Raw genomic sequence first — 23,911 nt, forward strand, 5'->3', positions numbered from 1 at the left:
AATGGGATAGAGACCGCTTCCGCACGATCGCAATGCCTTGCCATCCGAAGAAATTTTCCATTCTGTCTGTTGGTGGCCCAGCTTAGCGATGCGTCAGAGAGAGACGCGGTCATAGCGGGATGTCTACCCCGGTATTCACATCATCAAGAGGGCAGCATGAGGGAAGCAGTCATTGTCTCGACGGCACGGACCGGGATCGGTCGCGCCTATAAGGGTTCGTTGAACAACACAAAGTCGCCGACCCTCATGGGGCACGTCATATCGCATGCGGTTCAGCGTGCCGGAATCGCCGCGGAAGAGATTGAGGATGTAGTGATCGGTACCTCGATGCCGGGAGGCACGGCCGGCATGAACATTGGCCGTCTTAGCGCGCTAGCCGGCGGACTTCCGGTCAACGTCGCGGGTCAGTCCATCGACCGGCAATGCGCCTCTGGGTTGATGGCGATGGCCACCGCAGCAAAGCAAATCATTGTGGACGAGATGGACGTGGTGGTGGCAGGGGGGCAAGAGAGCATCTCGTTGGTTCAGGACCGTTTTGTCGAATGGATGACGAGTGCGGCCGACACAGAATTGATTGAGCGGGTTCCACATGCCTATATGCCGATGCTGCAGACCGCTGAACTCGTCGCGGGGCGGTATGGCATTTCCCGAGAGGCGCAGGATGTTTACGCGGCGGAATCACAGCGCCGTACGGCGCTTGCCCAGGAGAGGGGCCGCTTTACAGCCGAAATTGTACCCTTCCAAACCTCCATGGCTATCCAGGATAGGGAGACAGGGGAGATCAGTTTCCGTGACGTGCTACTGGACCGCGACGAAGGGAACCGTCCCGACACAACGGTGGAGGGGTTGGCAAAGCTCAGGACAGTCATCGACCGCGGCGTCGTCACCGGAGGAAACGCAAGTCAGCTTTCGGATGGTGCCTCGGCCTCGGTCCTGATGGATCGCCGCCTGGCCGAGCGGCGCGGATTGCAGCCTCTTGGTATCTACCGCGGCATCGCGGTGGCGGGCTGTGCGCCCGAGGAAATGGGTATTGGCCCGGTTTTTGCAGTCCCGAAACTCCTGGAGCGGCATGGGTTGAAGGTTAGCGATATCGGTCTGTGGGAACTGAATGAAGCGTTCGCGTGCCAGGTTCTTTACTGTCGCGATCGCCTTGGAATCGATCCGGACCGATTGAATGTGAACGGTGGCGGGATTTCCATCGGGCACCCGTATGGCATGACGGGTGCAAGGCTTGTGGGTCACGCCCTGATCGAGGGCAAACGCCGTGGAGAGAAATACGTTGTCGTCACGATGTGTGTCGGTGGCGGAATGGGGGCGGCGGGGCTGTTCGAGGTAGCGTAAATCGCCATTGGATCACGGTTTTCGGTCACCTCAGATCTATAACCGGTATCGCGGCGATTGCGATGCCACCATACAGAGGATCCAACCGAGGATAGCAATGAAAGACACGGCGTTTGGAAATGATCACGTTTCGCAGAAGGCAGCACAGATATTCTCCCTTTTTGTATTAAACGCTGAACTCGAGCTGGCAGGTGTCATCACGGTAGCGGCGGAATCGGCAGACGATGCGCGAGGAAAATTCGAAGCTGCCCGATCTGCTCACCAGCACTTGTTGTCGGTGAGTCCCGTACCTGGGCAGGCTGTATGACCGCGCTAGCGGAGCGTGGGCCGATTTCGACAGGGATCGTGGAGCATCCGTCGTCAGATCCGCAGCAGGTAAGCGGGCTTTGCTAAACGTTCCACCCAAATTTCACCACGTCATATATTAGGAGACACCATGAGCGGCGTACGAGTTCAGTTCCACTTTGATTTCGGCAGCCCGAATTCCTACCTTAGCCACAAAGTCATTCCGAGTATTGAGGCACGGCAGGACGTCCAGTTCGAATATATTCCGGTGCTTCTTGGGGGGCTGTTCAGGCTAACGGGGAATCGTTCTCCCGCGGAGGCTTTTGCGGGTATCAAGAACAAGCCGGAGTTTGGGCGTTTAGAGATCCAGCGCTTCATCACCAAGCACGGACTGACCGCCTATCGGGACAATCCATTTTGGCCCGTCAATACATTGCAGATCATGCGCGGGGCTGTGGCTGCCCAGAAGAACGGCACCTTTATGCCCTACGTAAATTCCGTGTTCGCAAACATGTGGGAACAAGGTTTGAAGATGGATGATCCCGCCGTCATCTCGGCAGCCCTGGATGTCGCCGGTTTGGACGGAAAAGGCTTCGAAGCCGGCATTGCGGATCCCGAGGTCAAGCAGATCTTGCTGGCGAATACCCAGAACTCATTCGAACGCGGTGCGTTTGGCTCTCCGACCTTCTTTGTCGGCGACGAGATGTTTTTTGGGAAGGATCAGTTGCGGGATTTGGAGGAAGAGATTGAGAATGCGAAAGCACGACTAAGGTAAGCGAACCGTCGCCCACGGCGCATCAAGATGGTGGGGAAGCGTGCACGCACGGTGAGCGACAACCATGGCTCTCAAGAGGGCAGCAAAATCTAGAATGGAAGGCTGGCCCCGCCGGGTACCACTCCAGGAACGAACATCATAAGGAGACGAGATGCAAATCGGTATCCCGCAGGAGACGCGGGCCGGCGAGACCCGTGTTGCCGCCACGCCCGAGACGGTCAAGAAATACGTCGCGCAAGGTCACGAAGTCATTGTCCAAGCGGGCGCCGGAGTCAGGGCAAGCCATCCGGACTCGGCCTATGAGGCCGCGGGCGCCCGCATCGGCACCGCCGCGCAGGCACTCGGCGTCGAACTGGTGCTAAAGGTGCGCGCGCCGGACGAGGCCGAACTCGGCCAGATAAAGCCCGGTGCCACCCTGGTCGGCATGCTCAATCCCTTCGACGCCGAAAACAACGCGCGTATGGCTGCGGCCGGCATCGTCGCCTTCGCGCTCGAGGCGGCACCCCGCACCACGCGCGCGCAGAGCATGGACGTACTTTCGTCGCAGGCCAACATCGCCGGCTACAAGGCAGTGCTCGAAGCCGCCAACCACTACCAGCGCTTCATGCCGATGCTGATGACCGCGGCCGGCACCGTCAAGGCCGCGCGCGTGCTGATTCTCGGCGCCGGCGTTGCTGGCCTGCAGGCGATTGCCACGGCCAAGCGCCTGGGCGCGGTGATCGAGGCCTCCGACGTGCGCCCAGCGGTCAAGGAACAGATCGAGTCGCTCGGCGCCAAGTTTCTCGACGTGCCCTTCGAGACCGAGGAGGAGCGCGAGATCGCGCAGGGCGCGGGAGGCTATGCCCGCCCCATGCCGGCCAACTGGATGCGCCGCCAGGCGGAGCTGGTGCACCAGCGTGCCAGCCAAGCCGACATCGTGATCACCACCGCGCTGATTCCGGGCCGCCCGGCGCCGGTGTTGCTCAAGGAAGAGACCGTGATGGCGATGAAACCCGGCTCAGTGGTAGTCGACCTGGCCGCCGCGCAAGGCGGCAATTGCCCGCTGACGGTGGCCGACCAGGTGGTCGAGCGGCATGGCGTGGTACTGGTTGGCCATACCAACCTAGCCAGCATGGTGGCGGCCGACGCCTCGGCGCTATACGCGCGCAACGTGCTCGACTTCCTTAAGCTCATCATCGACAAGGAAGGCAAGCTCTCCATCAACCTCGAAGACGACATTGTCGAGGCCTGCCTGATGACGCGGCGCGACAAGATGGCATTGGCCAGTTAAGGAGACATTAATGGAAATGGTGAACCACACGGTAATCAACCTGATCATCTTCGTGCTCGCGATCTATGTGGGCTACCACGTGGTCTGGACGGTCACGCCCGCTCTGCATACGCCTCTGATGGCCGTGACCAATGCAATCTCGGCCATCATCATCGTCGGCGCGATGCTGGCCGCAGGCCTTACCGAAGGCCCCACCGGCCGCATCATGGGCACGCTGGCCGTGGCGCTGGCCGCGGTCAATGTGTTCGGCGGATTCATGGTGACCCAGCGGATGCTGGAGATGTTCCGGAAGAAGGCACCCAAGGCTGCGCCGCAGGCTAGTACCAAGTCCGTGGCCGATGACCTTGTGGCGGAGGCGGCGCGATGAACTTTCTGTCCATGAACTCGGTAACGCTGTTTTACCTGTCCGCCTCGGTCTGCTTCATCCAGGCGCTCAAGGGCCTGTCGCACCCGGCCTCGGCCCGCAAGGGCAATGCTTTTGGTATGGCCGGCATGGCGATCGCCGCAGTGACCACCGTGGCGCTGATCGTCAAGCTCAAGCAGGAATTCCTTCCCGCCGGCGCTGGCCAGTCATCGGTCGGCACGGGCCTGGCGCTGATTCTCGGCGCGCTGGTGGTAGGCGGCGGCATCGGCGCCTGCGTGGCGAAGAAGGTCGAGATGACCAAGATGCCTGAGCTGGTCGCGGCGATGCACTCGCTGATCGGCCTGGCGGCGGTGTTCATCGCGGTGGCGGCAGTCGCCGAGCCAGCGGCCTTCGGCATCAGCACGGCGGGCTCGCATGCGATCCCGATGGGCAACCGCGTCGAGCTGTTCATCGGCTGCTTCGTCGGTGCCATCACGTTCTCGGGCTCGGTGATCGCGTTCGGCAAGCTCGCCGGGCGCTACAAGTTCCGCCTGTTCCAGGGCGCGCCGGTGGTCTTCGCCGGCCAGCACATGCTGAACCTGGCGCTGGCCGTGGCGATGTTTGGCTTTGGCGTGGCGTTCTTCCTCACGCAGAACTGGCAGCCGTTCCTGCTGATGCTGGCGATCGCCTTCGTGCTCGGTGTCCTGATCATCATCCCGATCGGCGGCGCGGACATGCCCGTGGTGGTGTCGATGCTGAACTCGTACTCGGGCTGGGCGGCGGCCGGCATCGGCTTCTCCCTGAACAACCCGATGCTGATCATCGCCGGATCGCTGGTGGGATCGAGCGGTGCGATTCTGTCGTACATCATGTGCAAGGCCATGAACCGCTCGTTCTTCAACGTGATCCTGGGCGGCTTCGGCGGTGCGGCGACGGCCGCGGCCAGCGGCAGCGCCGAGCAGCGCAACGTCAATTCGGGTTCGGCGGATGACGCGTCTTTCCTGATGAGCAATGCCGAGACGGTGGTCATCGTGCCGGGCTATGGCCTGGCGGTGGCGCGCGCCCAGCATGCGCTCAAGGAACTTACCGAGAAGCTGACGGAGCGCGGCGTGACGGTAAAGTATGCGATCCATCCGGTGGCAGGCCGCATGCCGGGCCACATGAACGTGCTGTTGGCCGAGGCCGAGGTGCCTTACGACCAGGTGTTCGAGATGGAAGACATCAACAGCGAGTTCGGCCAGGCTGACGTGGTGCTGGTGCTGGGCGCCAACGACGTGGTTAACCCGGCGGCCAAGACCGACCCGAACTCTCCGATCGCCGGCATGCCGATCCTGGAGGCGTACAAGGCCAAGACCATCATCGTGAACAAACGCTCGATGGCGGCCGGCTACGCAGGCCTCGATAACGAGCTGTTCTACATGGACAAGACCATGATGGTATTCGGCGACGCCAAGAAGGTGGTCGAGGACATGGTCAAGGCCGCGGGATAGCCGCATGTGCTGACGGTCGACGAACCGGCCTCAGCCAGCCCAGGTGGCCGCCTCCTTCGATTGCGCCATGCCGTCAAGACGTACCGGCAGGGCTCGATGTGGTGCTGCTCGAACATCGGCGCAGCCGCCATCCAGAAACGACTGGCTACGGTGAGCAGCACCCTCGACCGCCTGGTCAATAGTGGCAAAGCGAGTGAGGCCGAGCCCGCATGGACGGCTCGGTATCCATCGTGCAATACCCATCGTCGCCTATAACGGGCTGGCGACCTTCTCAAGTCGATGCAAATCGGCGCGGTGTTTAGGAGACCGCAATGAAGCACATAGAAGTTGTAGCAGACCGTGGCGTCATGCTCATTGGCCTTAACAGACCAGACCGGAAGAATGCCATCACTTTCGATAGGCACGGAGCCCTTGCTGAGTCAATCAGAGACGCAGGCAGGCGCGGCGAAGTTCGCGCTGTGGTGATACACGACAGCGAAGAAGCATTCACGAGCGGAAATGACGATGCCTCAGAGGCAACATCGAGATTGGGACTTTGCCCGGAGTTCGGGTCAAGTCAATTGCCGCCGAACAACGTCGGGACGCCTAAGGCGACTGAGTTGCTTCTGCTTGGCGAGCCCTGCACCGCGCAAGACGAGGCTGAATGCGGCCTGATCAACATTCTCGCGGGAACAGCGTTAGAGCACACGATGGACCCTGGCGCGATTCGGGCAATGCGTTCCCTCATTCGCAGAAGTGAAGATGAGGGAAAGCTCGATCCTATCGACCTCAAACTGCCAGAGTTTGCCATCCGTCTCAGGTCCGCCGAACCCAAGAATGCTTTCGCGGCCTTTTTCGAGCGTCGTGCGCCTGGCTTCTCCCTTTTCTCTTGAGAGGCGACATGGCGCATCCATCGCACTACGCGCAGACCATGCCTAAGAAGATTGCGGCGGTCTTCATACCTGGCGGGCGCGAAATCACGTATTTCCAACTGGAAGAGGGGGCCAATCGGGTTGCCAATCTTCTCCGCAGTGCCGGGATCAAGACCGGAGACGCTGTGCTCTTCTGCGTCGAGAATTGCCCCGAGTTCCTGTATCTGGGATGGGGGTGTCAGCGCGCCGGCGTCGTTTTTACGCCGGCGTCAACCAAGTTAAGCGCCGACGACCTGCGCTATATCGCGCGCGATTGTGGAGCGCGCGCTGTGTTCGTTTCAGTGGCCGCCGTCAACAGCGCGGGTCTCTTAGCGGCCGATTTTGGCTCAGCAGCATGTTTCGCCCTTGGGGGCGATATTCCCGGTTTTGAGCGATTCGAGGACGCGCTTGGTGCGTGCCCAGTGACATCAATCCATGATCCCGCTCGTGGCAGGGAGATGATGTACTCGTCCGGGACGACCGGGCGGCCAAAAGGTGTGCGCAAGCCGATTCCTCCCATATCGTTCCGTGACATGGACCCGCGCGATGCTTCGTTTGCCAGCAAGCCGGGCGTCGATACGTCCATGGTCCATCTCTGTACATCACCTCTGTATCATGCCGCGCCGCACCGAAACGTCTCGGCGACCCTGGCGCTCGGCGGTACCGCTGTGGTCATGGAGCACTTTGATGCAGTTCAGGCTCTCCATGCCATGGAAAAATTCCGGGTTACCCACAGCTTATGGGTTCCGACAATGTTCCATCGATTGCTGCGCCTTGACCCAGGCATGCACATGCAGTTTGACCTTTCCAGTCATCGCTTAGCGATGCACGGCGCCGCACCTTGCCCCATTCATATCAAAGAGGCAATGATCGAATGGTGGGGGCCGATCCTGGAGGAACATTACGCGGGAACAGAAGGGATCGGCGCCTGTGCGATCAGTTCGCTTGAATGGCTCGCTCACAAGGGGTCAGTGGGTCGTGCCGTCGAGGGAATCGTTCATATCCTTGCCGACGATGAGAACGAAGTGGCTTCTGGCTCGACAGGAACGGTGTACTTTGAGTCGGACGCCAGGTTTGCCTACTGGAACGATACCGACAAAACTGCGGCGAGCCGAAGCAAACAGGGGTGGTGGACCTACGGTGATATAGGCCATCTCGACGAAGAGGGATACTTATACCTCTCGGACCGCCGCGATTTCACGATCATATCCGGCGGCGTGAACATCTATCCACAAGAGATAGAGAACATTCTTGTAACAGATGATCGCGTGCTCGACGTGGCTGTCTTCGGCCTGCCCGATGACGAGTACGGGGAAGCGGTACACGCAGTGGTTCAGGTCGAGCGGCAACCGGGCACCCCTCACGCGTTAGCTGAGGAGTTGAGAGCCCTTTGCCGCAGCAAGCTCGGTCCGGTACGGGTTCCGCGGTCGTTCTCGTTTGTGCTCGATTTTCCGCGCCTGCCCACGGGAAAGCTTCAGAAGAAGCTGCTGCGGGACACATTAATTCGCTCGACGAAACCTTCGTCCGTGGGCATTTGAGCCGCATATCACCAAGACCGGCAACAGCTACGCAAGGAAGCTTCTCGTCGAGGCAGTCTTGAGCTACCCGCACCCCGGCACGCGTGAGCCTCGAGATCCAGCGTCGGCACGAAGGCATCCCGAAGGCCATCATCGATCGCGCCGGGGACGCGCAGCTGCGGCTATGTCGCCGCTATCGCAAGCTGGCGGCGCGCGGCAAGAGCAGGAACATCGCGGTAGTCGCGTTGGCGCGCGAGCTGGCCGGGCTCATCTGGAACATCAGCCATGTCGTTGGCCGTGCCGCGAGAGGCGCGCACGGCGTAACACAGCGCTTCGACAACTCAGGCACTGTGGCTGCAACTGCAACGGCGAGAGATAGTGTTGGCGAAAGAATTCGAACGGCACGTCGTCGGACGCTTCGAGCCGCGCCTGCTCGCGAAGCGATGCCTCGGCGAGCCCGTGGAAGAGCGCAGAGTCGGTGTCGGACCAGGCAAGCTCGAGCAGGCACGTTGATTCGCATCGCTGCGCGAGCGGGTGCAATTCAGGTGCGAACCGCTGAACTCGGCAGACATGGCCGTCAGAGCGCGGGCTGACGCTGGGTGCGGACGTCCCCGAGACCCTCTCGCGCTTTCACCACCAGTTTGTCTACCGCGCGATGGGAGACGAGATGTTCTGGAGGGCGAGCATGCCCTGCGGCCTGCCGTCCGATGAGGCTATTCCGATCGCGCGCTACGGCTCGTCGAACGAACTCGCGACTCGCTGAAGTCTGTGGTGATGCAAGCGTGTGTCAAGGCCGAGCCCAGCGCCACCGATGGTGGCGTCACGGAAAGGCTGCCGGCGCGACGCACACGCAGCGACTCTTTCTCGACGCCACGCCGGATGCCCGTCAGCCGGTCGGTCGAAAACGCATTAAGTCGGTCTTGAATCGCTAGGATGGGAGTTTGCCATGGGAAGCCTGGATGCCGGGTCAGAGCCGGGCCGCCGGAGACGGCCGGATCAATTCACAGAGGCTTGCCTTGCAGCGCGTGACAGACCCATTCGAGGCGGTCTTGGCCGAAGAACATATGCTCGCCGACGAAAGTGGTCGGGGCGCCGAACACACCACGCTTGACGGCCTTTTCCGTCGTCGAGCGCAGTTGCGACTTCACCTCGGCATCGTTGGTGAGTGCCAGGATCGCCTCGACGTCGAACCCCGCGTCGACCAGCATTTTGGCGACAAGCTGGGGCTGGTTGAGGTTCAGCGCATCGACCCACAACGCATGGAAGACGCTGTGCAGGAAATCCTGGAACCGGTCGGGCATTCTCATCTGTACGCCGGTGGCGGCTCGCATTAGCGTGAGCGTGATGAAGGGAAAGTGCGGGTTGCACTGATAGGGAATGCCGTAAGCCTTGCGTGCCGGGCGTAATCGATGTTGGTGTATGCGCCCTTGGCCGGAATTGTCGCGGGCGAGGCATTGCCAATGGCCTGGAATACCCCGCCGAGCAATCTGGGCTTGTAGACAAGCGTGCCACCGGTTTCTTCGCAGATCGTCGGCAATTGCGTCCATGCGAGGTACGATGCCGGACTGCCGAGGTCGAAATAGAACTCCGCGGTCTTGGACATGAGTTTTCTCCTGAGTCTGATGGATTTCCGATGTGTACGTCGAGTTTCCTCAGGCGGCAACGCTTTCCTCGGGCATCTGTTCGGACCCGAGAATCCGGGCGAGGCGCTGCCCGATCAGGTGGCTGGCATCCGCCATGATGCGATCGATGAGCTCGCGTACGCTCGGAATGTCGTCGATGAGGCCGGCGACCATCCCGCAACTCCAGGCCCCTGCATCCATCTCACCGTCGAGCATCACTTTCGGATAGACGCCTGCGACCTGCTCAAGGATGTCGGAGATCTGGATCTGCTCACCCTTGTCGCGCTCGATTTCCAGGATCTTCTCGACGCCAGCGTTCTTCAGCACACGCTCCGTGTTGCGCAATGGGCGCATCACGAGTCGCGTGTCGAGCTCGGTGGCCGCGACGATGGCGCGCTTCACGTTCTCGTGAACAGGCGCTTCCTTGGTCGCCACGAATCGCGTGCCCATGTTGATGCCGTCGGCGCCGAGGGCGAGGGCTGCCACCAGGCTACGGGCGTCGGCCATACCGCCGGAAGCCACAAACGGGATCTTGAGCTCATTGGCGGCTCGGGGCAGCAGGATCATGTTCGGGATATCATCCTCGCCGGGATGGCCACCGCACTCGAAGCCGTCCACGCTCACCGCATCACACCCGATCCTCTCGGCCTTCAGAGCATGCCGGACTGACGTACACTTGTGGATCACCTTAACTCCGGCCGCCTTCATCGCCGGCATGTATTCCTCAGGGCTGCGCCCTGCTGTTTCGACGATGCGCACGCCTCCCTCCACGATCGCCTGGATGTACTCGGGATAGGGCGGGGCGGAAAAAGTCGGCAGGAATGTGAGGTTGACGCCGAAAGGCTGGTCCGTCATCTCGCGACATCTGGCGATCTCCTTCGCCAGCAGTTCTGGTGTGCGCTGCGTCAGCGCGGTGATGACGCCCAGCCCGCCGGCGTTCGAGACTGCGGCCGCCAGCTCGGCCAGGCCAACGAAGTGCATGCCGCCTTGCACGATGGGGTGTCGAATGCCTAACAGCTCGGTGATCCGTGTCTTCATGGGATTGAGTCGTATTGGTTGTGGAGTGGGTCCGTCTCAGAAGCGTCCCATGTAGGGCCTGAGATCGAGTTCGTGGGTCCAGGCATCACGCGGCTGCGTGTGCAGGTACCAGTAGTTGTCCGCGATTTGCTCGGGATTGAGGATGCCGTCCTGGTCCTTGAGCGCATAGCGTTGGGGGAAATTGTTGCGGATGAATTCGGTGTCGATGGCTCCGTCGACGACAACATGGGCCACGTGGATGTTCTTCGGACCCAGTTCGCGAGCCATGCTTTGTGCCAGCGCGCGCAGCGCATGCTTGGCACTTGCAAAGGCGGCGAAGTTGGCGGAGCCGCGAATGCCGGCCGTCGCGCCGGTGAACAGGATTGTGCCGCGGCCGCGTGCCACCATTCTGTGAGCCACTTCGCGGCCATTCAAGAAGCCCGAGAAACACGCCATCTCCCAGATCTTGAAGTACTTGCGACTTGCGCCCGGTCTCTTCCAGGATGCTGCACGGCACAATGGCGCCGAAGTTGAACACGAGCACCTCGATGGGACCGATCTCCGACTCGATCTTCTCGATGAGTGCGACAACTTCTTCTTCCTTGCGGGCATCGGAACCAAAGCCGTGGGCCTTGCCATCCTGGTCGCGGATCTTTTCGAGCAGCGGCGTAAGCTTCTCGGCATCGCGGCGGGTGGCGCAGACAACGAACCCTTCACGAGCAAACCGGCGTGCGATGGCTCCGTCGGTCGAATTACCTGCGCCGATGACCAGCGCGACTTTCAGGCTAGTGGGTTCCATGAACTCGCTTTCCTTTGATAAACGATCGTTATGTAAAAGTACGTGCTTGCGCACCAGGTGTCAAGACTTCTCTCATGTAAAAAGCTCTAGTTGCATTCGTAAGGCCCGGACCGCCCTCAGGCGGCGTCCAGCAGACCAGCGTATCGGCGTCCGACCACCCAGCGGTTCAGGCGTATCGCGGGCATTCGGATGAATTTCAAGTATTCGCCCACGGTGGAATACCGCATGGCCTACCATGTCCATGGCGGTTGCGGCAGCACTAGGCCGGCATGGGGGTGTTTCATCTCCTAGTCTAGGCATGTGACGTCTTGCGGACGGTGTGTGCTATCCCTTGCCGTGCGACGACGGGCTGCTAGCGCCCGCGAGCCGCGCGATCTGAAAGACATTCTCTGGCGAGACCTGGACATAGTCATTCAGTCCGCCGGACCGCATGATCGGATATGCCTCGGCTGTCTGATACACGCCGTCTTTCAGGAGTGTCTTGTCGATGTACACGGCCACCACTTCGCCCAAGACGAGCCAGCCACCTACCTTTTCGCCTTCGGTGTTTCGGAATTGCACGATGTCGATCACCTTGCATTCCATAGCCGCGCGGCTTTCGCCCACCCGCGGGACGTTGACCTTGCGACCCGCCACGGCCGTGAGGCCGGCGAACCGGAACTCGTCCTCGCCGCGCGGAAGCGGTGATGAGGTCTGGTTCATCTGATCACCGAGTTCGCGGGTGACCAGGTTCCAGGTGAACTCACGCGTTTCCGATGCGTTTTGAACGCTATCCTTCCAGGCGATCGAAGAAAATCCGATGATCGGTGGGTCGTAGTTGAACGCGTTGAAGAAACTGTAGGGCGCGAGATTGACCCGCCCCTGCGCGTCGCGTGACGAGATCCAGCCGATGGGTCGCGGTGCCACCAGCGCATTGAGCGGGTTGTGGCTCAGCCCGTGGCCCTCGGCGGGCTCGTAGTAGTGAAGGTCTCGAACGGTCATAGTATGGGCCTTTCCGGCGCGGCAGCGCTATTGCGCCACCAGATTAAGGGTCTTTGCGATGTTGAAAAACTTTTCGTTCTCTACGCGCAAGAAGGCCGCTGCCTGCTGCGGCGTCATTGAGTCCAGCTTGCGAAAGCCCTGCGCAGTAGCGAGCGCAAGGAATTCCGGGCTGTCGTTCCACTGCTGGAAGGCCCTGCTCAGGCGCGCGACAACGGCATCGGTTGTGCGCGCGGGCGCGAACAAGCCCGTCCAGATGCCGAATTCGAAGTTCTTGAATCGAGCGTGCTCGCTCAGCGTCGCGACATCCGGCATGAGCGGATGTCGCTTGGCGCTCGCGAAGGCGATGGCCTTGATCCGCCCGGTCTGAACCATTCCTAGGATTGGCCCCGCAAGAGGAACAAACGCGAGGTCCACCTCGCCACCTGCGACGGCCGTGGCCATGGGAGCGATGCCTTTGTACGGCACCTCCAGCAACTTGACGCCGACCCGCTCCTGGAATTCAGCGGCCGCGAGATGAGCGAGCGTGCCCTGGCCCCAGTGGGCAATGGAAAGCTCCTTCGCGCCACGCTTTTGCATGTGTTCGAGGAGCGCGGTGAGGTTGTTGAAAGGACGATCGGGATGACTGACGAGGACCATGTCCGAAATCCCGAACGAACCGATGAGCTTGAAGCTGTCGAACGTGTACTTAGCCGAAGCGACCGTGAGCGGCGCCACCAGTAAATCCGGACCCGCCGTCGCGAGCAGCGTGTATCCGTCTGGCGACGCCTTCAACACATTCATCGCCGCGATGGAGCCGTTCGCACCGGGCATATTGTCGATCACGAGAATCTGCCCAAGGGCCCGCTCCAGCACGGGTGCGGATGGACGCACTGAAGCGTCCACCCCGAACCCGGGCGGGTAAGCGACCTTGATCAGGATGGATTTGTTTGGATAGGGCTGCGCCATCGCGGCGGCGGCGCAGCAAAGCGCGACTACAACAGCGGCATCAAAGAGTCTGCGAGTCAGTGTTTTCATGTTTGTCTCCGTGCGCCGGTCAAACCGGTAAATTGTTGTGAAGGAAGGAGTCATGTCATAGACCCTGCGCCCTCGATCCTGAAGGGCGGTGACCGCCCTTCAGGCATCAGTTCAGCGAGGCGTAAACGCTCTTTTCAAAACCGTAGAACACGTCCACGGTTCTCGGGTCCACGGACGGCAGCGACTGCATCATGGCCAGGCCTGCGATGTTCAGGGTGGGGTCGATCCAGAAGTACGTATTGGCCAGCCCCGCCCAGGCCAAGCTGCCGGCACTGCGGCCGGTGGGCGCCGCACTCTCGTTGATCATGAAGCCCAGGCCCCAGGTCTTGGGCACACCGGGGAAGAATTCCACGTCGCGCGAGAGAAAAGGAATCTGCGTCGGTAGCTTGCTCACGCGAAGCGGCCCCATGGCATTGCGCGACATCAGGGCCACCGTCTCCGGCTTGAGGATCTGGTTGCCGTTGCCCCGCCCCGCATTGAGGATCATGCGCATGAACTTCAGGTAGTCGTTGGCGGTCGAGTACAGGCCTGCGCCGCCCGACTCGAACTCGGGATCCTGCACTGTTCCCAGATCGATCACGGATAATTTTCCGTCGTCTCCGCGCAAATGCATGCCGGCCAGTCGGGTGCGCATGGCCGTGGTGATCTTAAACGCCGTGCTGTCCATGCCCAGCAGTCCTGTGATGTTGCGCTGGAAGTAGTCACCCAGGCGCAGGCCGCTGGCGGCTTCGATCAGCTGGCCCACCCAATCGATGCCGATGCCATAATTCCAGCGCGTGCCGGGGTCGAAGCTCAGAGGCACCCGCAGCGCCGCTTTCTGCCCCGTTAGGATGCCGGGGACGTTCTGCGTGCGGTAGTAGCGCTCCAGGTCCGCGTTCCAGATCTCGTAGGTAAAGCCGGACGTATGGGTGAGCAGATGCCGCAGGGTGAGCTGGCCCTGGGCATCTCGCAGTTCGGGCGCGCCATTCGTGTCCCAGCCCTCCAGAACCTTGAGAACGCCCAGCTCGGGGATCACCGCGGACGCTGGACCGTCCAGGCTCAACTTGCCCTGCTCGACCAGCTGCATGGCTGCGGCGCTGGTGATCGGCTTGGTCATGGAGGCGATGAGCATCACCGTGTCCATGTCCATCGCTGCGGAAGCGCCGAGCGCGCGCGCTCCCTGCGCCGCGGAGTAGAGGGTCTCATCGCGAGTGATCACCGCGGCGGCTACGCCGGCTGTGTCGCCGGATGCGACGGCACGGGTCAGCACGGAATCGGCGTTGGCTTTCAGTGCGGCGGTGTCATCCGACGACGAGCGGCAACCGGCGACCGGCAACGCTGCCAGCGCGACGGAGGACTTGAGAAATGTGCTGCGACCTTGTGCCAAGGTTTGTCTCCGTACACCGGTCAAAACCGGCAAATTGTTGTGAAAGAAAGAGTGATACGTTGAAGGCTTAGCCAGCTACGGCGGCCCCGAGTCATGCGTGCAAATTCGTGAGGGTGTGGGCGAAGCGCTGACAGGGGTACGCGCGGGCCGGGTTTTGAGCCGCGAAATACATGCCCAGCGGTTGTGGGAGGTCTGGGGAGCCATCGCATCAAGTGCCTCGAACTCGTCAAGTTGGCTCCGATTCGCACTGCGGCGCGACAATGATTTGCGGTGGGGCATAGAACCGGCGGACCGTGGCGCGGGCAAAGAGGTAGCTGCTACGGGGACGCTCGACCAATGCGTCCAGGACGACGTGGCCGCTGGCGTTGCAAGGGAAGACGAACGCTTCTCCGTCAGTAAAGAGGGAGAGGAAGCGCAGCTGGAAATCTGCGGTTGGCACCGTCCGGGTCTCAGAACGTTTCCATCCAGGGCCGCAGTTCCATCTCGTCGTCCAGGCATCGCGGACTGCTGATGCAAATTCCAGTAAGCATTTGCCATCGAGCTGGGTTGAACGATTCCATCCTGGTCCTTCAGCGCATAACGCTCGGGGAAGTTGTCGCGGATGAACGCCGTGTCGTTCGCGGCGTCGATTACGGGATGCGCGACGTGGATTCCCTTGCGGCCCAGTCCGCAGGCCATGCTTTGCGCGAGCGCGCGCAGCGCATGCTTGGCGCCGGCGAATGCAGCAAGACCTTCGCGTCCGCGCAAGCTGGCCGGCGCGCCCGTAAAGATGATGGTGCCGCGACCCCGCGGCAGCATGACCTTCGCCGTTTCGCGACCCATCAGGAAGCCGCCGAGGCAGGCCATCTCCCAGACCTTGGTGTAGACGCGAGTGGCGGTCTCGGTGGTGCCGAAGCGAACATTGGCGCCGATGTTGAAGACCGCCACTTCGATCGGCGCGATGTCCTTCTCGATCTGCTGCACCAGCGAGATCATGTCGTCCTCCTTGCGCGTGTTGGAGCCGAAGCCGTGCGCCTCGCCGCCTTCGGCCCTGATCTCGTCACCAGGGGCTGGAGCTTGTCAACAGTTAGGCGGGTAACGCATGCGATGTAGCCCTCTTTGGCAAAGCGCTTGGCGATGGCGCCGCCGGTAGCGTCGCCGGCTCCAATCGCCAGAATGGCTTTCTTGTCTGCCATGTGAATTGCTCCATGGATGAGTAAGAGGGCGCGGGCCCGCACCTGAGGTGCGTTTAATAAACGTACGTTTAGTAAAAGAAGCGTATGTTATCGTCAACCCCCTGTCAACAAGGGTTTCCTCCATCCATTCTTGAGTGTGAGTCGCTGCGCTTTCCGGTCGATGCTTTCCGCGACCCCGGGGATCGGGGTCAGGCAGTGCTCGCTGAAAGACTTTTCTGCACGAAAGGCCAAATCGGCCGCGCATGTCTTGCCGAGCAGGTAGCCCTTTTTTCGTCGACCGATATGACTTCGCTGGCCTGACGTCTCCACCGATACCGCCCCTTACCTGAACTGCTTCAAGGTGGCGCCGGCCTTCACGCGTCTGATCGGCGCGTCACTGTGGCTGACTTGAGGACCTGACGTCGCCGGCCGCAGTTGTGGGGCCATCTGTCTATTACGCCATGAATAGCGCGATGTTCAGCCACTGCGTCAGCGCACCGGGCGCGTGGCCTGTGAGTTGCTCGACCGAGGAGGTTGACTCCGCCCGACTCTCTCAACGTGCAATCTGGCAGGTGCCAAACGCGTGGGCAATGTTTGCGACACTACATACGTCGCACAGGGGCACCGGCCCACCGATAACGAGCTTGGCCTGGATTGGCGGGCCACGACGCCATGTCATGGCACTTCCAAGCAAGTGGTGGCGCCCTGTTGCAATCACCGGCGGCGACGTTCCGAGAGACTGAGGCCTCAGCAGCCCTAACTTCACGGAGACATAACATGCCTATCATTGTTTGCGAATGCAAGGTCGGAATCGAAGCTGGCGTCAAGGCCAAGATCGCCAGCGAGTTCACGAGCGCGATCAGGGAGATCATCCTTTCGCCGCTCGACTTGATTAGCGTCGTATTCCATGAAGCCACGCCCGACAACCTCTACCGTTCGGGAGAGCCCACTTCCGAAACGCTGATCTTCTGCCACATACGTGATGGGCGCAGCGACGGCGCCATACTATCGCTGGCCAAAAAAGTGAGCTCGATCTGGAGCGCGTGCACGGGGGCAACGGAGGACGAAGTCGAGGTTCTCGTCACACTGTATCCCGCCAAATACGTCGTGCGCGGCGGTGAACGCCTGCCCGAAGCCCCTCGCGTGTGAGGGGGGGGCAGCCTGCACGGACTAAGGGGAGCGCCATTGTCTATGCAAGGGCGGTCGTTGGCCGTGAGGTCTCGGCCCAGAATGAGTTACTGCGCCGCATGCCGAACCTCGAACCGACGATAAATGGAGACAAGTCAATGAAGTCAATCCGCCCTGAGCTGGCCGCAGCACCTTCAAGCGTGCACCGGATAGATGTTCACAAACTGGCCGACGAGGCCAAGTTCAACAGCTTTCACTGGTCCGTGCTGATCTGGTGTTTCGTGATCCTGGTGCTCGACGGCTACGACCTGGCGGTCGCCGGCACCGCGCTTCCGTCGATCATGAAGACGATGAATGTGGAGGCCGCGACCGCGGGCTTCATGGCCAGTTCGGCGCTGTTCGGCATGATGTTCGGAGCGATCGCGCTCGGCGCGCTGGCCGACAAGATCGGCCGCCGCTGGGCGATCTCGATCTGCGTGTTCCTGTTCAGCGTTCTCACCGCGGCCGCCGGGTTCACCAACGACCCAATCACCTTCAGCGTGATGCGCTTCCTCGCCGGGCTCGGCATCGGCGGCGCGATCCCGAATGCAGCCGCACAGATGACCGAGTACTCGCCGAGGAAGGTGCGCAGCGTAATGGTCACGCTGATGTGCTGTGGCTACGCGGTCGGCAGCATCCTTGCCGCGCTGCTCGGCAAGCAGTTCATCGAGACCTATGGCTGGCAATCCGTGTTTATCGCCGCGGGCGCCGCGGTGGTGCTGATCCCGTTCATCTTAAAGTACATGCCTGAGTCGCTGCCGTTCCTGATCAAGCAGCATGACGACACACATCTGCGCGAAGTGGTCCGAAAAATCCGACCGGATATGCGGCTCGAGCCGCACGAGGAGTTCCTCGTTCCTGCCGAGGACAAGGCCGAAGGTCCATCCGTCGGCAGGCTGTTTCTGGACGGCCGCGGCTTCAGTTCGGTGATGCTCTGGGTCGCCTATATGACCTGCCTTTTCATGCTCTATGCGCTCAGTTCGTGGCTGGTCAAGCTGATGGGCATGGCCGGCTACAGCCTCGGTTCCGCGTTGAACTTCCTGCTCGCCTACAACGCCGGTGCAGTCATCGGCGCCGTCGGTGGCGGATGGCTCGCCGACAAGCTAAACATCAAGTGGGTGACGGCCGCATTCTTCGCGGTCGCTGCGGTCTCGCTGACGCTGCTCGGCTACGGCGCGCAGCCGCTGTTCCTTATCGTTGCCGTAGTCGGCGCGTCGACGCTGGGCACGCAGATCCTGCTGTACGCGTATGCCGGGCAGTTCTACCCGGCGGCGATCCGTTCGACAGGACTGGGCTTTGCCTCGGGGGTCGGGCGCATCGGCGCGATTGCGGCGCCGATCGTGATCGGGCTGCTGGTCTCGATGAAGCTGCCGCTGGTGCAGAACTTCCTCGCGATTGCAATGGCCGCGGTGATTGGCGGTGTCGCGGTTACGCTGATCAAGCACAAGTCGTCGGCCTCTTCGCACAGCCACGACGAGAACGTGGTCGGACAGGGATCTTGATGCTTGCACCGTTGCAAGTGTACGAGTTGGTGAAGAGCCCTTTCGCCGATCTGCCAAGCGGGAAGCGACGAGCGCGTGCACCTGGGCACCGGAGGACGAAGTCGAGGTTCTCGCTCCAACTCGTAACCGAGCGCTGGCCGGGATTCGCAAATATCTGAAGCTTCACATATCCGCGAATCCCGGCCGACCCTCTACCCGGTTGAATGCAATGGAGACGCCAGAGGATGGCTAGACCCAAGGTAATTACAGTAAGCATGCGTGAGTCAGACAGGGCTCAAGACCGTCCAGGCGGTCGTGGATGGTCAGCTGCGGCCCAGCGTGGCCGCCGAACGGTTGGAGATCACGGACCGGCAATTCCGGCTTCCGGCGGCTGCTGGAACGCTATAGGCAGGAAGGCCCATCCGGGCCAGTGTCGCGACAGCGCGGCCGGCCAAACAACAACCGCATGCCAGCGGATCGCGAAGCCGTGGTCCTTGGCCTGATCCGCCAACACTACGCCGACTTCGGCCCGACGCTGGCCTGCGAGAAGCTGCGAGAGCGCCATGGGCTGACGTTGTCCAAGGAATCGATCCGACGACTGATGGTGAGCGCCAGGCTTTGGGTGCCGCGCAAGCAGCGCCCGCACAAGGTCTACCAGCCGCGCAATCGCCGCGCCTGCCCGGGTGAGTCGCACTTTTTTCCGGGGAAACCGCAGCGCTATCGTATTGCTGAGCGTCCCCTCTGCCAACTCGTTGGCCTGCGTGATTGACATCCCTGTCATAGGCCCGCAAAGCAACTGATCGGTACCAAGCCGGCCGAGCCGTTGCCCGTTCCAAATTCCGTCTAGCCTCGCGACACCTCCATGTTTCGGCACGCCTTGCCTCCCAAGGAAACATCGCAGTCGTTCCCCGCCACCGGGATTGGCGATTGCCCAGCGGAAGCTTGCCGGACGAAAGCTGGCGCAACTCTTCGTTGACGGCAGCGGCGTCGGTACAATATTCTGCGCCATCAAGCTCGATGAATGGAGCACGCATCGGCCTGGGCTGCTAACGTTTGTTAGCCGACGGTACGTGGCTAAGCCGGAAGTTCCGCTTTAGCACCTACCGTGCGAAAGTGGCTAGCGGGAGTCGGGGAAATCAGCGAATCTTGACTGTAAACTAATAAATAGAGCGGGAAAATATTTATAATATGTCAAAAAATAGTGCAGGTGAGGTGGTCTATCCAATTAGCTTCGCGAAAGAGTTTCCAGCCCCCCCTCCCAGAAGTGCACCGTGAAAACGTCCTACATACCATCGATCGGCTCTTTGTAGAGACACCGGTTGTTTTCCTAGAGGGAGACGAAGGATGTGGGACTACCACTATTTCAGCCCAGTTTTGTAGATTTCGACCAGATTCTTCCGTTGCCCTATTCATAAAGCCGGCAAGCAGAATTTCTTACAGTGCTGACTATCTACGGCTCGTACTTGCAGAGCAATTTTACTGGCTAATCGAAGGGAAACGGTTACCAAAAGACATCATTACGCCAGAGGAGTTCAGTACGCTTAGTTTTCGCCTTCGTGGAAGGACAAGCAAAACAAGAAACATATATGTAATAGTTGACGGCCTACACCAGATTCCTGCGGATGACCGGACGGCGATCGAAACCATCATGCGGGAGGTTCTCCCCATAGGATGGGATAATTTCAAATTCCTCATAGTCGGCAAGCAGGATAAACTCAGTGGGCTGCTGAATCGTGCGACCTGGGGAACTGTCCGACCCTCAGTTGTCCGTCGGCGAGCGGTGGGTGGGAACCGGTGCAAAGTCGAAATGGGCGGCGGCATACACCGCATTGCACGCCCATACTTCTTCCCCGTCCTTATAAAAGGTGACCCATTTGCCGTCGCTGACGCATTGGGCGCCGGGGAAGACCTCATCATGGCCATTGGGACCGTCCAGCGGGAAGGGCGCGCGCGGCGTGGCCCAGTAGCGGCCGGTCGGTAAGGCCTCGATCGCTTTTCGAGACATTCTTTTCAGTGCTGCCATGCGGTGTCATGTAGCGCACGATCTCGCCCGCCGTGACGAAACGGATTTGTCAATCCTGCAACGGCGTGACACCGTCGCGAGACATCCTCGTGTAGTCTCACTGCCAATCTCCTCCCTGCTATAAGGTGCAGTTTTGCCATGGCGCAATACCTCCTCCTTGCAGTCCGAGCGTTCGGCGTCGGCACCATCATTGTGATCAGCGCCGTTGTCTCCCGGCAAGTCTATCTGCGGGTCGCCGCGGAAGCTGGCAGTCCCGGCGCTGACGGGGAACCCGCGGCGACGATGTTGATCCGCTGCGAGGCGATGCACAGCCACTTGCAGAATCGGCATATCTCCGAAGGTGCTGTGGACGCTAACGAAAAGCCGAGTGCCCGTTGTATGGGGTCCTGAGGACTACCCAATCTGCGGTTCACTTTCTGTCTGACGAAAGAGGGGCCCAAGCGTAGCGCGTTTCCCGTCTAAGCCGGGTGCTGGCGGGCACAATGCCTCTTGAAAGTGGGTAAAAAGGCATATTTACCATCTTGCAAAGTGATGGGCAGTCGCCATGGACCAGGGGCGGGGGTGCTCGACCGCTACGCGTGGCCAAAATGGTTGGCGTCATGAACTTCATGAACTATCATATGTTCATGACTCTACACCGCCGTATCTCTCTTCGCGCGCGTTTCCCGGCCGCACCTGTCCGGCTCGAAGCTACGCAGCTCCCGAGTGCTCGCGCTCGTCGTGCTGCATCGTCTGCGGTAGCGCGCGACCCGCAACACGCCACCCCCCGTGAGCTCATTGAGACGGCAGTGGCGCTCGTCAACGACGCATCCCGTGAGGTCGCGTTGTCCGTCGAAGTCCAACACGAACTAGACGCGGCACTCGGTAGGATCGTTCGCATCTTTGCAAAGCCAAATCGTCCGGTCCGCGAGCGTCCTTTTATTGCTGCCGGGGAGACTGTGGCACATGCCGGCGGGGCAGCGCATTCCGATCCGCTGCAAGAGGCGCGCGAACGTGGTCGACTGGCAGCCGCCCGGGAGTGGGAACAGCCAGAAAACCTGTCTCTTAAGGACGCGGCGCTTTATGCGGGACGTTCGGACCGCGCCATCAACCAGGACCGCCAGGCGGGTCGCCTCTATGCCCTCGTGCTGCCCGGGCGCGAGCGAGGGTTTCGCTATCCGTCGTGGCAGTTCCACGTCGATTCCGAGCGGCTGGCCGCTGTGCTTGCACCATTTGTGGCTGCCGGCGCGAGCAATTGGGTTATCCATAATTTTCTGCATCGCTCGCAAGTAGGCCTGGAGGGACGCACGCCGGCGGATTGGATCGCCGATGCAGCGGCCCCGATAGACGTCGTTGTGCGGCTCGTCGACGCGCGGTACCGCGACGAGCAGGGCGCCGCATGACCTTTAGCGCAGAAGATTTGGGGTGTCCGCTGCCGCCGGCCGACCTGGCCGACCGTCGGCTGGTCGCCTGTGCGTTTTACTGTCTGGTGGCAAGGGGCTATCTGCGCCAGCTTGGCGATCCGTGGGTCTGGGCTGATGGCTGTCTGGCCGAAATTTACCAAGACTGGCCCAATGAACGAGAACGGAAGGCGTTCTTGCGCGAACTGGACGTGCTGAGAGGCTTCCCAAAGACTGACCTGCCGCGAGGGACCGGGTATGTCATTGACACAATCTGGTCCACGCGTCGCGCACTGGAAGAAGCGTCGTTCGAAGACGTGGTCCGCACTGCTATCCAATTCGGGCACGACACTGACACGACTGCTGCCGTCACTGGTGGGCTGGCCGGGATCAGGTTCGGACTGGCCGGGATGCCAACGCGATGGCTGGAACAGCTTCGCGGATTCGAACTGGTGGAACCATTGATCTTCCGATTCGAGGCGACGATGGCAGACAACCCGTAGTCGTCATTTAGCGAATTCGCCCTACGGCGTGCAGGAAGGCATGGCCGTGGGGCGTGATGCGAGGTAGTTGGTACCCTGAAGCCAGCGGTTCAATGGTCACAAACTGATGTTCCAACAGAGTGTGAAGCTCCGCACGGTCTAGTTCGATTTGATCGGGCGCATCGTTGACCAGTATCAACGTCGCGCATTCATGCGGACTCAACATGCGTACCTCCTTGATGGATTCCTGTGTCGCTGCCTCTCACGTCGATGGGGCTTGTGCTGCGAAAATTTAGAGGAAAGATTCTAACGTTGTTGGTCCCATTTCCAGCGCGTATCTTTCTCAGTGAATTCCCCTAACCCAGATGCGTCGGCTGCGGGGCCAGAAGGAAGGTATCCTGCTCGAATGCATATCCAAAGCGCCCAAGAGCGCGCAAGCACCGCCAAGACGGTGAAGGGGAGATGTGTACGTCAGCTATCGAGTGGTTCCACGGGTCGAAGTGGTATCCAGCGGAGTCTTCCGGCCCGGCGTGCTGGTAATCGCCTATGGGTGCCGCTGAACGAATTGGTCTGTGACGGCGCGAATCCAGTCGCTGCATACGACGAAGCGATGGTCGTGGCCGAAATAGTGGCGCTACGGGTTCGATCTAGGGTTGAGAAATCGATCCAGCAAATCGACATTCGGCTACGCTACATGATTCCCGCTGCCGTGCTGACCCTCATCGACGAAACCGAGCGGATACGGACGCGGATCATTCGCATGCCCAAAACTATGCCCTTGTACGTTTCGGATTGGCCGCAAGACGCGGACACCGGCACGGTTACAGGTGACGAAAAGTCAATACCCCCCGCCTTGTAGGAGTATGGCTTGTGCCATGCCCGTGTCTGAAGCAGCATTGGTGACGCCCGTTCGCCCAAAAAAACGCGTCACCGGGCTGGTGACGCGAACGATAAGGGGCTACCGAAATTCACTGCGCCTTGAGGTACCCCACATAGTAGATGCCGATGACGTTCCCACCAGGGTCCCGTATTGGTTCATAGCCTGTGATATAGGGCTTTCCGAGAATGTCGGCATCGCCATAGTAAGCGCCACCGCCGCGAATTGCCGCGATGGCCTTGCCTTTGGGATCGAGAACCGTGCCGATGGCCCGCGACCCGTCGTCCTTCTGTACATTCGTCGCCACACGGACGAAGTCATCGCCGCTCTTGACGAACAATGTTGCAGTACCGCCCATCTCCTTTTTCACTTCATCGACCACGACGAAGTTGTTGTTCATTTTGATCGTGCCAAAATACAACGCTGGCACGGGTTTTCCGGCAACGGCATCTTCTCCTTTAATCCCCGGTACGCCCAATTTGGCCGTCTTTGCCTTAAGTAACACCATGGCCTGCTTTACGTTCTCCGGCGACTGCGCATGACTCACGACTGGGACAAAAATCGACATTGCAAGTGCAAACATCGCTAGGACAACCCATCGCCCTATGATGCCCACTTGGCTTGCCTTTGGCATCATC

The 23,911-nt window shown here is 60.6% G+C and carries 21 protein-coding genes and 6 pseudogenes; 16 read left to right on the forward strand and 11 right to left on the reverse strand.

From position 1 onward, the window contains the following. Nucleotides 1-156 precede the first annotated feature (156 nt). From ACGLHR_RS23635 to ACGLHR_RS23680, 10 genes and pseudogenes are all read left to right on the forward strand, one after another. Entirely contained in the window at nucleotides 157-1,341 is a 1,185-nt protein-coding gene (locus ACGLHR_RS23635) for an acetyl-CoA C-acyltransferase (protein ID WP_400096604.1), read from the forward strand. A 97-nt stretch (nucleotides 1,342-1,438) separates the two neighbouring features. Continuing rightward, entirely contained in the window at nucleotides 1,439-1,648 is a 210-nt protein-coding gene (locus tag ACGLHR_RS23640) for a hypothetical protein (RefSeq protein ID WP_400096605.1), read from the forward strand. Between the two features lie 129 nt (nucleotides 1,649-1,777). Then, entirely contained in the window at nucleotides 1,778-2,401 is a 624-nt protein-coding gene (locus tag ACGLHR_RS23645; RefSeq protein ID WP_400096606.1) for a 2-hydroxychromene-2-carboxylate isomerase, read from the forward strand. A 151-nt stretch (nucleotides 2,402-2,552) separates the two neighbouring features. Further along, complete coding sequence (locus ACGLHR_RS23650; protein WP_400096607.1) at nucleotides 2,553-3,671, forward strand: Re/Si-specific NAD(P)(+) transhydrogenase subunit alpha; 1,119 nt, start codon at nucleotides 2,553-2,555, stop codon at nucleotides 3,669-3,671. 10 nt (nucleotides 3,672-3,681) lie between these two features. After that, on the forward strand, nucleotides 3,682-4,038 hold the full coding sequence (locus ACGLHR_RS23655; protein WP_267602024.1) for an NAD(P) transhydrogenase subunit alpha: 357 nt from the start codon (nucleotides 3,682-3,684) through the stop codon (nucleotides 4,036-4,038). After that, the gene (locus ACGLHR_RS23660; protein WP_400096608.1) at nucleotides 4,035-5,504 is read left to right on the forward strand and encodes an NAD(P)(+) transhydrogenase (Re/Si-specific) subunit beta; all 1,470 of its coding nucleotides are present in this window, start codon (nucleotides 4,035-4,037) and stop codon (nucleotides 5,502-5,504) included. The genes ACGLHR_RS23655 and ACGLHR_RS23660 overlap by 4 nt, the downstream gene beginning before the upstream one ends. Nucleotides 5,505-5,815: 311 nt before the next feature. After that, nucleotides 5,816-6,376 (forward strand): enoyl-CoA hydratase-related protein, encoded by a 561-nt coding sequence (locus tag ACGLHR_RS23665; protein ID WP_400096609.1) that lies wholly within the window; start codon nucleotides 5,816-5,818, stop codon nucleotides 6,374-6,376. 8 nt (nucleotides 6,377-6,384) lie between these two features. After that, on the forward strand, nucleotides 6,385-7,932 hold the full coding sequence (locus tag ACGLHR_RS23670) for an AMP-binding protein (protein ID WP_400096610.1): 1,548 nt from the start codon (nucleotides 6,385-6,387) through the stop codon (nucleotides 7,930-7,932). 7 nt (nucleotides 7,933-7,939) lie between these two features. Then, nucleotides 7,940-8,219 (forward strand): annotated as a pseudogene (locus ACGLHR_RS23675) (IS110 family transposase); the annotation flags it as partial. 326 nt (nucleotides 8,220-8,545) lie between these two features. Beyond that, nucleotides 8,546-8,656 (forward strand): annotated as a pseudogene (locus ACGLHR_RS23680) (hypothetical protein); the annotation flags it as partial. Between the two features lies 1 nt (nucleotide 8,657). On the opposite strand, the pseudogene ACGLHR_RS23685 reads toward ACGLHR_RS23680, so the two are convergent. The 8 genes and pseudogenes from ACGLHR_RS23685 to ACGLHR_RS23720 form a co-directional block, all read right to left on the reverse strand. Further along, nucleotides 8,658-8,846 (reverse strand): annotated as a pseudogene (locus tag ACGLHR_RS23685) (glutamate--cysteine ligase); the annotation flags it as partial. A gap of 66 nt (nucleotides 8,847-8,912) precedes the next feature. Continuing rightward, nucleotides 8,913-9,514: pseudogene (locus ACGLHR_RS23690) on the reverse strand (2-hydroxychromene-2-carboxylate isomerase). Nucleotides 9,515-9,563: 49 nt separating this feature from the next. Then, on the reverse strand, nucleotides 9,564-10,571 hold the full coding sequence (locus ACGLHR_RS23695) for an NAD(P)H-dependent flavin oxidoreductase (protein ID WP_400096611.1): 1,008 nt from the start codon (nucleotides 10,569-10,571) through the stop codon (nucleotides 9,564-9,566). Nucleotides 10,572-10,607: 36 nt separating this feature from the next. After that, a pseudogene (locus tag ACGLHR_RS23700) lies at nucleotides 10,608-11,349 on the reverse strand (SDR family oxidoreductase). 324 nt (nucleotides 11,350-11,673) lie between these two features. After that, nucleotides 11,674-12,330: a flavin reductase family protein gene (locus tag ACGLHR_RS23705; RefSeq protein ID WP_400096612.1), complete on the reverse strand. Its 657-nt coding sequence runs from the start codon at nucleotides 12,328-12,330 to the stop codon at nucleotides 11,674-11,676. Between the two features lie 27 nt (nucleotides 12,331-12,357). Then, the gene (locus ACGLHR_RS23710; RefSeq protein WP_400096613.1) at nucleotides 12,358-13,344 is read right to left on the reverse strand and encodes a tripartite tricarboxylate transporter substrate binding protein; all 987 of its coding nucleotides are present in this window, start codon (nucleotides 13,342-13,344) and stop codon (nucleotides 12,358-12,360) included. A 106-nt stretch (nucleotides 13,345-13,450) separates the two neighbouring features. Then, nucleotides 13,451-14,710: a serine hydrolase domain-containing protein gene (locus ACGLHR_RS23715; protein WP_400096614.1), complete on the reverse strand. Its 1,260-nt coding sequence runs from the start codon at nucleotides 14,708-14,710 to the stop codon at nucleotides 13,451-13,453. Between the two features lie 449 nt (nucleotides 14,711-15,159). Beyond that, nucleotides 15,160-15,885 (reverse strand): annotated as a pseudogene (locus ACGLHR_RS23720) (SDR family NAD(P)-dependent oxidoreductase). A 756-nt stretch (nucleotides 15,886-16,641) separates the two neighbouring features. Between ACGLHR_RS23720 and ACGLHR_RS23725 the strand changes: the two are divergent. The 3 genes from ACGLHR_RS23725 to ACGLHR_RS23735 all read left to right on the forward strand — a co-directional run bounded on the left by ACGLHR_RS23725 (nucleotide 16,642) and on the right by ACGLHR_RS23735 (nucleotide 19,281). Continuing rightward, complete coding sequence (locus tag ACGLHR_RS23725; protein ID WP_045242993.1) at nucleotides 16,642-17,013, forward strand: hypothetical protein; 372 nt, start codon at nucleotides 16,642-16,644, stop codon at nucleotides 17,011-17,013. Nucleotides 17,014-17,192: 179 nt separating this feature from the next. Then, entirely contained in the window at nucleotides 17,193-18,533 is a 1,341-nt protein-coding gene (locus ACGLHR_RS23730) for an MFS transporter (protein ID WP_400096630.1), read from the forward strand. 298 nt (nucleotides 18,534-18,831) lie between these two features. Beyond that, complete coding sequence (locus ACGLHR_RS23735) at nucleotides 18,832-19,281, forward strand: helix-turn-helix domain-containing protein (RefSeq protein ID WP_400096615.1); 450 nt, start codon at nucleotides 18,832-18,834, stop codon at nucleotides 19,279-19,281. Between the two features lie 990 nt (nucleotides 19,282-20,271). On the opposite strand, the gene ACGLHR_RS23740 is transcribed toward ACGLHR_RS23735, so the two are convergent. After that, nucleotides 20,272-20,535 (reverse strand): hypothetical protein, encoded by a 264-nt coding sequence (locus ACGLHR_RS23740; protein ID WP_400096616.1) that lies wholly within the window; start codon nucleotides 20,533-20,535, stop codon nucleotides 20,272-20,274. Between the two features lie 138 nt (nucleotides 20,536-20,673). On the opposite strand from ACGLHR_RS23740, the gene ACGLHR_RS23745 reads away from it, so the two are divergent. From ACGLHR_RS23745 to ACGLHR_RS23755, 3 genes are all read left to right on the forward strand, one after another. Next, nucleotides 20,674-20,925 (forward strand): hypothetical protein, encoded by a 252-nt coding sequence (locus tag ACGLHR_RS23745; RefSeq protein WP_400096617.1) that lies wholly within the window; start codon nucleotides 20,674-20,676, stop codon nucleotides 20,923-20,925. A gap of 398 nt (nucleotides 20,926-21,323) precedes the next feature. Next, nucleotides 21,324-21,917: a hypothetical protein gene (locus ACGLHR_RS23750; protein WP_400096618.1), complete on the forward strand. Its 594-nt coding sequence runs from the start codon at nucleotides 21,324-21,326 to the stop codon at nucleotides 21,915-21,917. Next, nucleotides 21,914-22,417 (forward strand): ADP-ribosylglycohydrolase family protein, encoded by a 504-nt coding sequence (locus ACGLHR_RS23755; protein WP_400096619.1) that lies wholly within the window; start codon nucleotides 21,914-21,916, stop codon nucleotides 22,415-22,417. Before ACGLHR_RS23750 ends, ACGLHR_RS23755 begins: the two co-directional genes overlap by 4 nt. A gap of 7 nt (nucleotides 22,418-22,424) precedes the next feature. Here the strand turns inward: ACGLHR_RS23755 and ACGLHR_RS23760 are convergent, their stop codons facing one another. Both ACGLHR_RS23760 and ACGLHR_RS23765 read right to left on the reverse strand, forming a co-directional pair. Then, nucleotides 22,425-22,622 carry a hypothetical protein gene (locus ACGLHR_RS23760; protein WP_400096620.1) on the reverse strand — a complete coding sequence of 66 codons (198 nt, stop codon included), beginning with the start codon at nucleotides 22,620-22,622 and terminating at the stop codon, nucleotides 22,425-22,427. Between the two features lie 742 nt (nucleotides 22,623-23,364). Further along, the gene (locus ACGLHR_RS23765) at nucleotides 23,365-23,910 is read right to left on the reverse strand and encodes a Cache 3/Cache 2 fusion domain-containing protein (RefSeq protein WP_400096621.1); all 546 of its coding nucleotides are present in this window, start codon (nucleotides 23,908-23,910) and stop codon (nucleotides 23,365-23,367) included. Between the last annotated feature and the right edge of the window lies 1 nt (nucleotide 23,911).

It is taken from the genome of Cupriavidus sp. CuC1, assembly GCF_044627735.1.
Taxonomy (GTDB): domain Bacteria; phylum Pseudomonadota; class Gammaproteobacteria; order Burkholderiales; family Burkholderiaceae; genus Cupriavidus; species Cupriavidus ulmosensis.